The organism is Achromobacter sp. NCFB-sbj8-Ac1-l (assembly GCF_052695805.1).
In genome coordinates this window covers 1,868,426-1,882,227 of sequence record NZ_CP199812.1, presented here as the reverse complement: position 1 = coordinate 1,882,227, position 13,802 = coordinate 1,868,426, and the positions used below count along the sequence as shown (strand labels likewise).

Below are 13,802 nucleotides of genomic sequence, written 5' to 3'. Positions count from 1 at the left end.
CCCTGCACGACGGGCGACCTACGAAGCACCCACCGCCGCATCAACGCCAGCAAAAAAAACCTACCCCATCACCAAATGACACCGCACCTCCCGCCCCCCAACCAAAGCCACCTCAGGCACCACACTCCGGCACCTCTCCTGCACCATCCCGCACCGAGTATGAAACGTGCATCCCGCCGGCGGCATGATCGGATTCGGCACCTCGCCTCCCATCGGCTCCCGATCCCGTCTCGGATCATCCAGATCCGGAATCGTATCCAGCAGCATCCTCGTATACGGATGCCTGGGCGACTCGAATAGTTCGTCGGCCGCCGCCTGCTCCACGATTCTCCCCAGGTACATCACCGCTACCCGATCCGACACGTGGCGCACCACCGACAGGTTGTGGCTGATGAACACGTACGTCAGGCCGAACTCTTTTTGCAGGTCGCCCATCAGGTTCAGGATCTGCGCCTGCACCGACACGTCCAGTGCCGATGTCGGCTCGTCGCACACCAGGAATTCCGCTTCCGTTGCCAGCGCCCGCGCAATCGAAATGCGTTGGCGTTGGCCGCCCGAAAACTCGTGCGGAAAACGGCTGGCGTCGCTGGCCGACAGGCCGACCAGTTCCAGCAACTCGTCCACGCGGCGGCGCGTGTCGGCCGGGCTGGCCCGCAGGCCCAGCGTGATGATCGGTTCCGCCACGATATTGCCCACCCGCCAGCGCGGGTTCAGGCTGGCGTACGGGTCCTGGAAAATCATCTGTGGATGCAGCGTGCCGCCCTTGCGGTTGCGGCCGTAGCGCAGCGTGCCGCGGGTCGGCGCCACCAGCCCCACCAGCAGCTTGGCCAGCGTCGACTTGCCGCAGCCCGACTCGCCCACGATGCTCAGCGTGCTGCCGCGTGGCACCGCCAGCGACACGCCGTCCACCGCCTTCAGCGTTTGTTCGGGTTGGCGCGACAGCGTGCGTTCCAGCCAGGGCGGCGACACATCGAACCAGCAGGCCAGGTCGTCGGCCCGCAACAGGAAATCCTGGTCATGCGGCATGGGCGACGCCTCCTTGGTGCAGCCAGCAGGCGCTGACCGTGGCGCCTGACGGCGACGCCGCCAGCGCAGGACGGGCCTGGCCGCAGCGCGGCCCGGCCAGGGCGCAGCGCGGGTGGAACGCGCAGCCGTCCGGCATCGCGTGCAGCCGCGGCATCGCGCCATCGATCTGGTTCAGGCGGGCCGCGCGGTGGCGCAGGCCCGGAATCGCATTCATCAGGCCCTGGGTGTACGGATGGCCCGGACGTCGCAGCACCTCGAGCACCGGCCCGATCTCGACGATGCGGCCCGCATACATCACCGCCACCCGGTCCGCCGTTTCCGCGATCACGCCCATGTCGTGCGTCACCAGCAGCACCGACGTGCCCTGCTCGCGGCACAGGCGGCGCAACAGCGCCGTGATCTGCGCCTGCACCGACACGTCCAGCGCCGTCGTCGGCTCGTCGGCGATGATCAGCCGCGGCCGGGCCGCCAGCGCCAGGGCAATCACCACCCGCTGGCGCATGCCGCCGGAAAACTGGTGCGGATAATGGTCGATGCGGCGATCGGCGGCCGGAATGCCCACCGCCACCAGCAGTTCCAGCGCCCGCTGGCGGGCTGCCGCGGGCGCCCCCCTGTCGTGATGGCGGATGGTTTCGATCAGTTGGTCGCCCACCGTGAACAGCGGATGCAGGCTGGTCAGCGGGTCCTGGAAGATCGCGCCGATTTCCTTGCCGCGCAGTTGCTGGCGAGCCTTGGGCGGCAGATTGTCGATGCGCCGGCCGGCCAGGTGGATTTCGCCGCCGCCCAGGCGCCCCGGCGGCTCCAGCAGGCCGATCACCGCCATGCCGGTCAGCGACTTGCCTGCGCCGGATTCGCCCACCATGCCGAGGATTTCGCCCGGAGCAATATCGAACGAGATGTCGCGCGTGGCCACCAGCGTGCCATGGCGCGTGGGAAACTCCACCGACAGGCCGCGCACCGACAGCGTCGGGGCGGCGGGACTGGAAACGGTCGTCATGACGGGCTCCTTGGGGGCCGCGGGTAGCTGGATGAAAAGATCTCGTCGACCGCCGGATGGCCCCAGGTGCGGTCGGGATAGCGCGCCACCAGGCCGTCGAACTGTGCCTGGGCCTGCGCTTGCGCCTGGGCGGCGTCAAAGCCGGGGATGCGCCCGTCGACCATCACGAAGCGACCGTCGATGACCACCTGCGACACATCGCGGCCGCTGCCGCCCACCATCAGCGTCTGGATCGGGTCGATCAACTGGCCGTTGCGGTCGTGGGAAAAATCGAACACCACGATGTCGGCCTTGGCGCCCGGCGCCAGGCGGCCCAGGTCGGGCCGGCCCAGCGCATCGGCGCCGCCCACCGTGGCGGCGTCGTAATAGTCTTCCGAGCGCACCGCCTCGGTGGACTGGTCAATGACCCGGCACAGCATCATGCCCACCTGCATGTTCAGCACCATGTCCGGCGGCCAGGTATCGGTGCCCATGCCGATGTTGATGTCTTGCTTGCGGTAGCGGGCAAACGATTCCAGCGTGGCGCCGTGGCGCGCCGACACCAGCGGGCAATGCACGATGCTGGCGCCCGCGTCGCGCAGGATGTCCAGGTCGCGCCCTGGCCGGTCGATATGGCGCGAGCCGGACACATAGGTGCCGTGCGGCAGCAGCGCCCGCTCGGACAGGAAGCCCAGGCTTTGCAGCCATTCGGGCGGACTCATGCCGTGCTGTTGCAGCACCAGGTCGTATTCCAGTCGCGACTGGCAGCAGTGCAGGCGGATCGGGATATCGCGCTCGCGCGCGGCCGTCGCCGAAGCGCGCAACAGGTCGGGCGTACAGGTTTCGATGCGGTCGGGCGACAGCATGGCGCGCACCCGGCCGCCGTGCAGGCCTTCGACCTCGTCGCAGAACGCCACGGCCTGCGCCAACCCGGCCATGCCGCGCGCCTCGTCGTAATGGCAGCGGATGGTGCCCTGCCCGTCCACATAGGTATGGCCGCTGCGGTAGGCTGGCCCCAGGTAAACGCGCAGCCCCAGGTCGCCGGCCGCTTGCGCCGCCGACAGGAATTCGTCGCGGGTCTCGCCCCATACCCGGTAGAACAGCGACGCGATCGGCAACGCCGTCGTGATGCCGTTGCGGATCAGCTGGGCAAAAGCGTAGCGCTTCTGGAATGCCAGTTCGTCGGAGGTGTACATCTCGTACGGCCCCCGCTTCATGTAGGTCTCGGGCCAGATGCGGCCGCGGCGCCAGGCCGGCGAATTGTCGAACCCCAGGATGGTGGTGTCCAGGTCCGACAGGGCGTCCAGGTCGACGAAGCCCGGCCCGATCAGCGCGCGGCCGTAATCGAAGCGGCGCGCGGCCACGCCGGGGTAACGGTGGCCCACATAGACGATGCGGTCACCCTGGAACACGACTTCGCCGTTCTCGTACAGGCAGTGGCGGCCGTTCTCGTGGCCCACGACCCAACGGGCTGTCAGCAGCGTGGCGTCGTCGCGGGCGGCCATCAGGGCGCCTCCACCAGGGCGCGGCCATCGCGCGCCACCACCTGGCCGCGCTTGACCACCAGCTTGCGCACCGGGCGCGACACGATGGCTTCGGCCACCGTTTCGGCGTCGACCAGCACGAAGTCGGCGTGGCAACCCGGCGCCAGGCCGTAGTCGGCCAGGTCCATGACGCGGGCGTTGCCGTACGTGGCCACGTGCAGGGCCAGCGCCAGTTCGTCGTCGCGCCGGAAATTGTTGCGCAGGCCCACCAGCATGGTGCGTTCCAGCATGTCGGGCTTGCCGTAGGGGCCCCAGGTGTCGCGCATGCCGTCGTTGCCGGTACAGACCACCACGCCCGCCGCATGCAGCCGCGCCACGTTGGGCACCGGGCGCGAGGCCGACCCCGTGGTCATGATGTGCACGCCGGCTTCCAGCAGGCCGTCCACCAGACCCTGCACCGCCTGCGCGTCGGGCATGCCCAGGCAGAACGAATGCGACAGCGTCACCTTGCCCTGCATGCCCAGCGCCAGCACCCGGTCGATGGTCATCTGCATCGAGAACGCGCCCAGCTCGCCGGCTTCGTGCAGGTGGATGTCGATGGGCTTGCCGTGCTTGTCGGCCAGGGCGAAGATGGCGTCCAGGTGGCCCTTCGGGTCGCGGTCCATGCCGGCCGGGTCCAGCCCGCCCACCACGTCTGCCCCCATGCGCAGGGCCTGGTCCATCAGTTCCAGCGTGCCCGGACGGATCAGCAGGCCGCTTTGCGGAAAGGCCACGATCTGCACGTCGATCTGGTCGCGGTACTGGTCGCGGGCCCGCATCACGCCTTCGATGGCGGCCACGCCGATGTCGGTATCCACGTCGACGTGGCTGCGGATGTGGCTGGTGCCGTCGGCCACCGACATCACCAGCTGGCGTGCCGATTGACGGTAGGGGTCGATGCCAAGGCGGCGCTTTTCCAGGCGCTCGTTCTCGATTTTGTCGATCAGGCGCGGACCCACCTCGTTGCGGTACCAAGGCATGCCGTACATCGTCTTGTCCAGGTGGGCATGCGCGTCGATCAGGCCCGGCAGCATGATGGCGCCGCCGCCATATACCCGCGGCACGCTGTCGGGCACCGGACCGTCGACGGCCGCGAAGCGCCCGTCGCGCACCAGCACCGAGGCGATCTCGCCGCCCGCCGGGCGGACGTGGGTATAGAGAGTTGCGTTGTCCATGGTTCTACATTGGTCTCCGTACGGTGCCGCGCTCAGCGCAGGCGGGGATTCAGGGCATCGCGCAGCCAGTCGCCCAGCAGGTTCACGACCAGCACGATCAGGCTCAGGTACAGCGCGGGAAACACCACCACCCACCATTGACCCGAAAACAGGAACTGGTTGCCCAGCCGGATCAGGGTGCCCAGCGACGGCTCGGTCGGCGGCATGCCCACGCCCAGAAAGCTCAGGGTCGCCTCGATCAGGATCGCCAGGCCCAGGTTCAGGGTGGCCGTCACCATCACCGGCGTCAGCGTGTTGGGCAGGATGTGCGTCAGCATGATGCGCAGCGAACTGACGCGGATCAGCCGGGCCGCCTGCACGTATTCCTTGCCGCGCTCGACCAGCGCCGAGGCGCGTACGGTGCGGGCGTACTGCACCCAGTTGGTCATCGAGATCGCCAGGATGAGAATCACCGACGACAGGGTTTCGCGCATGCCGGGCGGCAGCAACTGCCGGAACACCGCGGTGACCAGGATGGCGACGAGAATGGTGGGGATGCTGAGCAGCGTGTCGCCCAGCCGCATCAACGCGTTGTCGACCCAGCCGCCGAAATACCCGGCCGCCAGGCCCACCAGCAGGCCGATCGCCAGCGACAGCACCACGGTGGCCAGCCCGATCACCAGCGACATGCGCGAGCCGTACAGAATGGCGGACCAGACATCGCGCCCCTGGGTGTCGGTGCCCAAAAGAAACTGGGCCTCGCCCCCGGCCACCCAGCGCGGCGGCAGTTCGGCGTTCAGCAAATCCAGCTGTGCCAGGTCGTAGGGGTTCTGCGGCGCGATCAGCGGGGCAAACACGGCGAGCAGCACCACCGCCAGCAGCACGATGCCCGCGCCCATCGCCACGTAGTCCTGCCGCAGGCTCCACCACAGGTCGCTTTGGCGCATCCGCGCCAGCCTGCCCCGGCCCTGGCCGGAAAACGGTTTAGTGAGCATTGGCGCCTCCTTTGACGTGCTGGCTGCGCAGGCGCGGATCGACCACGCCGTACATCATGTCCACCAGCGTGTTCAGCGCCACGAAGATGAAGGACACGATCACCAGGTAGGCGGCCATGACGGGAATATCCACGAACATGACCGATTGGATGAACAGCAAGCCCATGCCAGGCCACTGGAACACGGTCTCGGTGATAAGCGCGAACGCGATCAGGTTGCCGATCTGCATGCCGGTCACGGTAATGACCGGCATCAGGCAGTTGCGCAGCGCCAGCCGGAAATGCACCACCCGGTTCGGCAGGCCGCGGGCGCGGGCGAACTTGATGAATTCGGTGCGCAGCGTTTCCAGCATTTCGGCCCGCACCAGCCGCATGATGAGCGTGATCTGGAACAGCGCCAGCGTGATGGACGGCAGCACCAGCGCGGCGCGGCCCGACGGCGTCAAGAGACCCGTGGTCCAGCCGCCGATCCGCACCGTCTCGCCGCGGCCAAAGCCCGGCAGCCAGCCCAGCTGCACCGAAAACACCAGGATCAGCATGATGCCCACCACGAAACTGGGCAGCGAAATACCCAGGATGGACACGAACTGCAGCGCCTGCGCGACCCGCGACTTGCGGTAGATGGCCGTCAGCACGCCCAGCGGCACCCCCACCAGCAGCGACAGCAGGGTTGCCATCATGACCAGTTCGAAGGTGGCCGGAAAACGCTCGGCCACCAGCGCGAACACATCCTGCTGGTTGCGGTAGGAAATGCCGAACTCGCCGTGCGCGGCGTTGGCCACGAAGTGCACGAACTGCATGCCCACCGAGGCATTGAGCCCCAGGCGCTCGCGCAGCTCGTCGCGCTGCGTCTGCGAGGCCTGCTCGTTGAGCATCATGTCGACGGGATCGCCGACGAAACGGAAAATCACGAACGCCATCAACGCCACCGCCAGCATCACGCCGACCGCGTTGACGACCCGCCTCACTATGAACGCCAGCATGTGCGCCCCCTGTCAGCCCTGGTTACGAACGCCGGCATCGACGCCCCCTGATCCGCTCTCGCAAGGCTGGCCGCCAGAGCGGCCAGCCCGCCATCACTTCATGTGCACCGTCCACAGGCGCGCCTTGTTGTCGGGCATCTGCAGCACGTCGCCCACATTGGCGCCCACGGCCCAGGCCATGGGCTGCTGGTGCAGCGGCAGGAAGCGCACGTCGTCGTGCAGGGTCTGCAGAATGTCGGCCATCATCTGCACGCGCTTGGGCCGGTCCATTTCGGCGGCCGCGGCGTCAATGCGCGCATCCAGCGCCGCGTCGCCCCACTGCCCCCAGTTGAAGACACCGGCCGGGCCGCTGCGGCTGTGCATCACCTGCAACAGGATCGACAGCGCGTCGATCTGCGGTTCGTTGGCCCAGCCGTGGATGGTGATGTCGAACTCGCCGCGCGAGCGCTTGGGGTTCTGCAGCGACCGCGGCCCGCTGGCCAGCGAGGCCTTCACGCCGATCCGCGCCCACATCGAGGCGGCGGCCTGGCACAGCTCTTCTTCGTTGACGAACATATCGTTCGAGCACAGCAGCGACAGCGAGAAACCGTCGGGGTAGCCGGCCTCGGCCAACAGCTGCTTGGCGCGGACGGCATCGAACGGCAGGCGCGCTTCCTGTTTGGCCTCGTAACCCGGGATCGACGGCGCCACCAGCGCGCCGGTGGTGCGCGACAGGCCGCGCATCACCCGCTTTTGCAGCAGGTCGGGCGACAGCGCCATGTACAGCGCCTGGCGCACCCGCAGGTCTTTCAGCGGGTTCTTGTCGGTAATGTTGGACCCCACCAGCTTGTCGCCCAGGTTCAAGCCGAAATAGAGGGTGCGCAGCTCGGTCGCGGCCAGCACCTTGACGTTGGGCGCGGCGCGCAGGCGGTCCAGGTCCTGCAGCGGGGCGTTTTCAGTGAAGTTGATGTCGCCCGACAGCAACGCCGCGACCCGGGTGGGCGCCGAGGCGATCGGCGTGAACTCGATGCGGTCCAGATTGTGGCGCGGTTTGTCCCACCAGGCCGGGTTCACCACCAGCACGGTGCGGGTGTCGGGCCGGTACGACTCGACCTTGAACGGGCCGGTGCCATTGGCGTTGTGGGTCGCGTAGCCTTCGATCTTCTTGGCCGCGTCGGTGGGTTTCAGGCTGTTGTTGTCGACCAGCCATTGGCGGTTGAAGATGAAGATATTGGTCAGGTCATTGAGCATCAGCGGGTAAGGATGCGTCATTTCGATGTCGACCGTGTAGTCGTCGACCTTGCGTACGGCCTTGAACGCCGGCAGGTTGCCCTTGAGCGGCGAGGCGTCGTCGGACACCCGGGTCATCGAGGCCACGACGTCGTCGGCCGAGAACGGCGCGCCGTTATGGAACGTCACGCCGCGGCGCAGGTGAAAGCGCAGCACGGTGGGCGACGGCGATTCCCAGGACTCGGCCAGCGCGGGCGTGACGTTGAACTTGTCGTCGTAGCGGATCAGCGCCTCGTAGACGTGGTTCAGGAAGGCCAGGTTGAACGTGCTGCCGTAGGAATATGGATCCAGGGAATCCAGGTCGCGGGCGGCGCCCCACTTCAAGGTGTTGGCGGCGGATGCGCCCGTGATGGCCGATAGCGCGATCACGGCCCCGGCGGTCCACTTCAGCAGCGTCTTCATGGCGGAAATTCTCCCTTGCGTATTTGGGTATGGGGACTTCTAGACTTGCGGATGGGTTGCGGCAGGGGCGGCCTTAGCCGCCCGTGGCCTGGCGCTGGGCGCGGTCCAGCGTGGCCAGCGCCATCACCTGCGCCAGGGCGGCGCGGTAGGAATCGATGACGGGAACGGAAGGCAGGCGCGGCAGGCTGGGCAGAAAGCCGGCCAGCGCGGCGCCGGCCACGATGACCACGTCGGCCCCCAGGGCCACGGCGTCGTCCAGCGCCTGGCCGACGGCGGCAATGGTGTCGGGCGAACGGGTGACGTAATCCAGCGCATTGCCCGGCAAGGCCAGCACGCCGGCGCAGCGGGATTCCACGCCCAGTTGGCGGATCTGCTCGCGCAGCATGCCGGGCCACAGGCGGCCCACGGTGACGATGGCGTAGCGGTCGCCGCGCTGCATCGCCGTCATGATGGCGGCTTCGGCCATGCCGGCCACGGGCACGCGCAGGCGTTCGCGCACCGCGCCGATCCCAGGCTCGCCGAAACAGGCCAGCAGGCAGGCGTCGAAGGGCGTGCCGGCGGCCTCGGCCAGGGCCGCTTCGCGCTCGACCGTTTCCAGCACGGCGTGCGCGGCCACGGCGGCCTGGGCGCGGCTGGCGATATAGGCCGGGCCGAACGGCGCCGTCACGGCGTGGATGTGCGCCGCGTCCCCGAAAAAGGCGCGCGCCTGTTCGGCCAGGCGGATCGTGAGGTCGTCAGTGGTATTGCCATTGACCACCAACAGGCGGCAAGGCGGGGGGGCAATGCGGGCGGAAAGCTCGGCGACGGGTGCTGCGGACATGAATCAAACCCCTGGTCGTTTTGTATACAAACCTCCATACGTTCAGCCTGACAATTCGCTGATTTTGTATAAATGTTTGTATACGATTTATGCCGACAATGTACGCCATTGGTCTGATGCTTCAAGCTATCGCTAACCCTTACCGCCCGATGTAGTATGCTGTTTCACACTTAGAAAGTGCGTGCCGGCGCGGCTTTGCCGCCCGTTATCATCCTCCGGAACACGCACCCCACGGAGAACCCACCACGATGACGTCCCCCCTGCCGCCGGCAGCCGACACGGCCCGGAAAGACGTGAACCGCACGGAAATCGTATACAAAAACTTGCGGCAGGCGATCATCGAACAGGCGCTGCTGCCCGGCGACAAGCTGCCCGAAGACGTCATTGGCGAACGCTTCGGTGTCAGCCGCACCATCGTCCGCGGCGTCCTGACCCGCCTGTTCAGCGAAGGCCTGGTCGACCTGCGCCCCAATCGCGGCGCGGCGGTGGCCCGCCCCAGCCTGGAAGAAGCGCACGACATCTTCGAAGCCCGCCGCTGCCTGGAGCGCGACGTCGCCCGCCGGCTGGTGCTGCACGTCACCGATGCCGGGCTGGCGCGCCTGGAACAGCACGTGGCCCAGGAAGAGGCCGCGCGTTCGCGCAACAGCGTCAACGAATCGATCCGCCTGTCCGGCGAATTCCACATCCTGATGGCCGAGCTCTCGGGAAACGCGGTCTATGCCCGCTACGTCAATGAAATCGTGTCGCGCTGCTCGTTGATCCTGGCGCTTTACGGCCGGCCGCATTCGAGCGAATGCGCGGTCAGCGAGCATCGCGAAATCGTCGCCAGCCTGCGGGCCCGCGACGAAAAGCATGTGCTGCATCTGCTGGAACACCACCTGGAATCCGTCACCGCCCGCGCGCTGCTCAGCCCGGACGGCGCCGGCGTGCGCGATATCCGCAAGATCCTGGACCGATACGGCACGTAGGCGATCACCCGCCCCTGGCTTGCCAGGGGGCGTACGGGACACGCCTGAATGAGAAAAGCGCCCGGTCGGGGCGCTTTTGGGTTTTCAGGCGCTAGATTTCGCGCTCTTCCGTCTTGAGGTTGTTGTCGCGGGCGAAATCCACCACGAACTTGTACGCCAGCGGCTCGAGGTCGCGCAGGCGCTGGTCGACCACGATGCCGCGCACGCCGTCGATGACGACGGGCAGCACGTAGGGCGAGTAGGTGAGGTGGTTACCGGCACAGCCGGCGGGCCGGAACTGTGCCATTACGCCGGCGAGCCGTTCCGCCCAATCGCTGGGGCGAAAGCGGCTACCGCTTTCGGTAACGCCATGAATTACGAATTGTCTGACGCGAGTTGCCATGGATTCTTCACTACGGGACGCCCTTCACTGAGCCGGATCTTCGGCGTGATCAAACATGCGCCCCGCGCCGCGAATTGTATATGATTGATCCTTTGGGGCGATTCGCCCAGGGAAAAAGCCCAGGAGGAGACCCCCGATGACCTCGCCTCTGGCCAATATCTACGCCCGGCTGCCCGTATCGTTCACCCACGGCCAGGGCGTCTGGCTCTGGGACGCCCAGGGCCGCAAGTACCTCGACGCGCTCGCCGGCATCGGCGTTTCCTGCCTGGGCCATGCCCATCCCCGCCTGGTGGCCGCCATCAGCGAGCAGGCCGCCCGCGTCATCCATACCTCGAATATCTACGAAGTGCCCCAGCAGGCCGAACTGGCTGCCCGCCTGACCGCGCTGTCCGGCATGCGCGAAGTGGCCTTCAACAACAGCGGCTCCGAAGCCAACGAGGCCGCCATCAAGCTGGCGCGCTATTACGCCTACCAGCGCGGCAACCGCCATGCGCACATCATCACCATGGATTCGTCCTGGCACGGGCGCACCCTGGCCACCCTGGCGGCCACCGGCAGCGAAAAGGCGCGCAAAGGCTTCGAGCCCCTGCCCTCGGGCTTCATCCAGGTGCCCTACAACAACGCCGACGCCATCCGCGCCGCCGGAGACGCCGAGCCCCGGGTTGCGGCCGTGCTGCTCGAGGTGTTGCAGGGCGAAGGCGGCATCCGCCCGTCCGACATCGCCTTCCTGCAGGAAGTGCGGCGGCTGTGCACCGAGCGCGGCTGGCTGCTGATGATCGACGAAGTCCAGTCCGGCATCGGCCGCACCGGCAAGTGGTTCGCCCACCAGTGGGCGGACATCGTGCCCGACGTCATGACCCTGGCCAAGGGCCTGGCCGGCGGCGTGCCCATCGGCGCGATGCTGGCCGCCGGCCCCGCGGCGGGCGTGTTCACGCCCGGCAGCCACGGCACCACCTTCGGCGGCGGCCCGCTGGCCTGTGCGGCCGGGCTGGCGGTGCTGGACGCCCTGGCATCCGACAATCTGCTGGAAAACGCCCACCAGGTCGGCAGCCACCTGAAAGACCGGCTCGCCGCCGAACTGGCCGGCACGGCGGGCGTGACCGAGGTGCGCGGCCGCGGCCTGATGCTGGGCATCGAGCTGGCCCGCCCCTGCGGCGTGCTGGCCGCCCGCGCCCTGGAAGCCGGCCTGCTCATCAATGTCACCCGCGAGCGCGTGGTGCGCCTGTTGCCGCCGCTGATCCTGTCCCGCCAGGAAGCCGACCAGATCGTACAGATCCTGGCCCCCCTGATTCGACAGTTTCTGGCCGAACATCCATAATCAACCTCCCGCCCGGGCCACGAGCCCGACCGGGCCCCCAGACTAGCGACATCATCATGACTCCTCCCACGACTCAAAACGGCCCCTTGCGGCACTTTCTGCAGTTCAAGGACTTCTCGTCCGCCGAGATCGCCTACGTGCTGGACCGCGCGCGCCTGATCAAGGAAAAATTCAAACGCTACGAACCCCACATGCCGCTGCACGACCGCACGCTGGCCATGGTGTTCGAAAAGGCCAGCACGCGTACCCGCGTGTCGTTCGAGGCCGGCATGTACCAGATGGGCGGGTCGGTCATCAACCTGACCTCCAACGATTCCCAACTGGGCCGCTCCGAGCCCATCGAAGACACCGCGCGCGTCATTTCGCGCATGGTCGACATCGTCATGATCCGCACGTTCGAGCAGACCCGCATCGAGCGCTTCGCGTCGCATTCGCGCGTGCCGGTCATCAACGGCCTGACCAACGAATTCCACCCCTGCCAGATCCTGGCCGACATCTTCACCTACATCGAGCACCGCGGCCCCATCGCTGGCAAGACGGTCGCCTGGGTGGGCGATGCCAACAACATGGCCTACACCTGGCTGCACGCAGCCGAAATGCTGGGCTTCACGCTGCACGTGTCCACGCCGGCCGGCTACGAACTCGAAGCCGCCCGCATCGGCAACCCGTCCGACAAGGTGCTGCGCCAGTTCAAGGACCCGATGCAGGCCTGCCAGGGCGCACACCTGGTCACGACCGACGTCTGGACCAGCATGGGTTATGAAGCCGAAAACGAAGAGCGACGCGCCGCCTTCGCCGACTGGTGCGTCGACGCCGAAATGATGGCCGCCGCCGCCCCCCAAGCCGTGTTCATGCACTGCCTGCCCGCCCACCGCGGCGAGGAAGTCACCGGCGAAGTCATCGACGGCCCGCAAAGCGTGGTCTGGGACGAAGCCGAAAACCGCCTGCACGTGCAGAAGGCGCTGATGGAATTCCTGCTGCTCGGCCAGATCAAGTAAGCGATGCGCGGACAAAAAAAGCAGCCATGAGGGCTGCTTTTTTTTCGTCGTGGCCAGGCCATGACCGATGCCGGGGTCAACCCCTCAAGGCGTCAGGCCCTTTTCCCAGCGCACGATCGCATCCGCCACCGCTTGCGGTTCCTCGGGCACCAGCGCGTGTCCGGCGCCGGGAATCACTACGACCGACACGCGTTCGCCGAACTCGTCGCGGATCTCGTTGCGGGTCGACGCGGGCTTGAACAGGTCAGCGCCCGCCTGCAGGTCCAACAGCGGCTTCTTGCCGCCCGACCACCAGTCGGACTGGCGCGTGGCCTTGCCCGCCAGCCGCTGGCTTTCACTGACCTGGGGGTACCAGCCGTTCAGCCACACGCGGGCGTCGTGGCCTGGCGCGAAAAAGGCGTACTGGATGGATTTCAGGCGCTCGGCATCCGGCAGCGACAGGTCGGCGCTGCGGTCCACGTGTTCACTCAGGCCTGCCGGATACTGCTTGGCCGCCGCCGCCACGATGACCACGCCGCGCACCAGTTCGGGATGGTCCACGCCGGTGGTGCGCGCGACCCAGTTGCCGAACGCATGACCGACCATCACGACAGGCTGCCTGGCCACGTTGCGGATCACCGCGGCCATGTCGTTACCCAGGTCATGCAGCGTAATGCCGGTCATCGGTCCGGTGCTGGCGCCGATGCCGCGCGGCTCGGGTCGCAGCACGCGGTAGCCGGCCCGCGCCAGGCGCGCCGCCAGGTCATCGAAGTCCTCGGCGCCGCGCCCGCGTGACGGCAGCAATACCAACGCCGGCCCCTGGCCTTGCACCAGCACTTCGATGCTGGCGCCGTTGCCAGGCAGCACGGTGACACGCTGCACGGCGTCCGCGGCCGCGTCAGCCGCCGCCGGCGCGGCCTGCGCCGACATGCCCGTGGCACCCAGGGCGGCGCCCCACAGAACCCAACCAGCCCACTGCTTCTTCATCGTTGTCTCCCCGTTCTTCTTGC

At 67.4% G+C, this 13,802-nt stretch carries 13 protein-coding genes; 3 read left to right on the top strand and 10 right to left on the bottom strand.

Annotation, left to right across the window (positions count from 1 at the left end; genetic code table 11):
- Positions 1-60: 60 nt before the first annotated feature.
- From ACUDP5_RS08710 to ACUDP5_RS08675, 8 genes are all read right to left on the bottom strand, one after another.
- On the bottom strand, positions 61-1,026 hold the full coding sequence (locus tag ACUDP5_RS08710; protein ID WP_445658563.1) for an ABC transporter ATP-binding protein: 966 nt from the start codon (positions 1,024-1,026) through the stop codon (positions 61-63).
- On the bottom strand, positions 1,016-2,023 hold the full coding sequence (locus ACUDP5_RS08705) for an ABC transporter ATP-binding protein (protein ID WP_263914988.1): 1,008 nt from the start codon (positions 2,021-2,023) through the stop codon (positions 1,016-1,018). Before ACUDP5_RS08705 ends, ACUDP5_RS08710 begins: the two co-directional genes overlap by 11 nt.
- Positions 2,020-3,507, bottom strand: a complete 1,488-nt coding sequence (locus tag ACUDP5_RS08700; protein WP_445658562.1) for an amidohydrolase family protein — start codon at positions 3,505-3,507, stop codon at positions 2,020-2,022. The genes ACUDP5_RS08705 and ACUDP5_RS08700 overlap by 4 nt, the downstream gene beginning before the upstream one ends.
- The gene (locus tag ACUDP5_RS08695; RefSeq protein ID WP_263914986.1) at positions 3,507-4,700 is read right to left on the bottom strand and encodes an amidohydrolase family protein; all 1,194 of its coding nucleotides are present in this window, start codon (positions 4,698-4,700) and stop codon (positions 3,507-3,509) included. The genes ACUDP5_RS08700 and ACUDP5_RS08695 overlap by 1 nt, the downstream gene beginning before the upstream one ends.
- Before the next feature lie 32 nt (positions 4,701-4,732).
- Positions 4,733-5,674, bottom strand: a complete 942-nt coding sequence (locus ACUDP5_RS08690; RefSeq protein WP_263914985.1) for an ABC transporter permease — start codon at positions 5,672-5,674, stop codon at positions 4,733-4,735.
- Positions 5,664-6,656: an ABC transporter permease gene (locus ACUDP5_RS08685; protein ID WP_263914984.1), complete on the bottom strand. Its 993-nt coding sequence runs from the start codon at positions 6,654-6,656 to the stop codon at positions 5,664-5,666. Before ACUDP5_RS08685 ends, ACUDP5_RS08690 begins: the two co-directional genes overlap by 11 nt.
- Positions 6,657-6,749: 93 nt before the next feature.
- Positions 6,750-8,327, bottom strand: a complete 1,578-nt coding sequence (locus tag ACUDP5_RS08680) for an ABC transporter substrate-binding protein (protein ID WP_445658561.1) — start codon at positions 8,325-8,327, stop codon at positions 6,750-6,752.
- A 73-nt stretch (positions 8,328-8,400) separates the two neighbouring features.
- The gene (locus tag ACUDP5_RS08675; protein WP_445658560.1) at positions 8,401-9,147 is read right to left on the bottom strand and encodes an aspartate/glutamate racemase family protein; all 747 of its coding nucleotides are present in this window, start codon (positions 9,145-9,147) and stop codon (positions 8,401-8,403) included.
- Positions 9,148-9,395: 248 nt separating this feature from the next.
- Here ACUDP5_RS08675 and ACUDP5_RS08670 point away from each other — a divergent pair, with 248 nt between their 5' ends.
- Positions 9,396-10,115 carry a GntR family transcriptional regulator gene (locus tag ACUDP5_RS08670; RefSeq protein ID WP_263914981.1) on the top strand — a complete coding sequence of 240 codons (720 nt, stop codon included), beginning with the start codon at positions 9,396-9,398 and terminating at the stop codon, positions 10,113-10,115.
- A 91-nt stretch (positions 10,116-10,206) separates the two neighbouring features.
- Here the strand turns inward: ACUDP5_RS08670 and ACUDP5_RS08665 are convergent, their stop codons facing one another.
- Positions 10,207-10,497 (bottom strand): DUF3579 domain-containing protein, encoded by a 291-nt coding sequence (locus ACUDP5_RS08665; RefSeq protein WP_129246681.1) that lies wholly within the window; start codon positions 10,495-10,497, stop codon positions 10,207-10,209.
- A gap of 136 nt (positions 10,498-10,633) precedes the next feature.
- Between ACUDP5_RS08665 and ACUDP5_RS08660 the strand changes: the two genes are divergently transcribed.
- The gene (locus ACUDP5_RS08660; protein WP_445658559.1) at positions 10,634-11,815 is read left to right on the top strand and encodes an aspartate aminotransferase family protein; all 1,182 of its coding nucleotides are present in this window, start codon (positions 10,634-10,636) and stop codon (positions 11,813-11,815) included.
- Between the two features lie 56 nt (positions 11,816-11,871).
- Complete coding sequence (argF, locus tag ACUDP5_RS08655; RefSeq protein ID WP_445658558.1) at positions 11,872-12,813, top strand: ornithine carbamoyltransferase; 942 nt, start codon at positions 11,872-11,874, stop codon at positions 12,811-12,813.
- 84 nt (positions 12,814-12,897) lie between these two features.
- Here the strand turns inward: argF and ACUDP5_RS08650 are convergent, their stop codons facing one another.
- Complete coding sequence (locus ACUDP5_RS08650) at positions 12,898-13,779, bottom strand: alpha/beta fold hydrolase (RefSeq protein WP_445658557.1); 882 nt, start codon at positions 13,777-13,779, stop codon at positions 12,898-12,900.
- Positions 13,780-13,802: the final 23 nt, after the last annotated feature.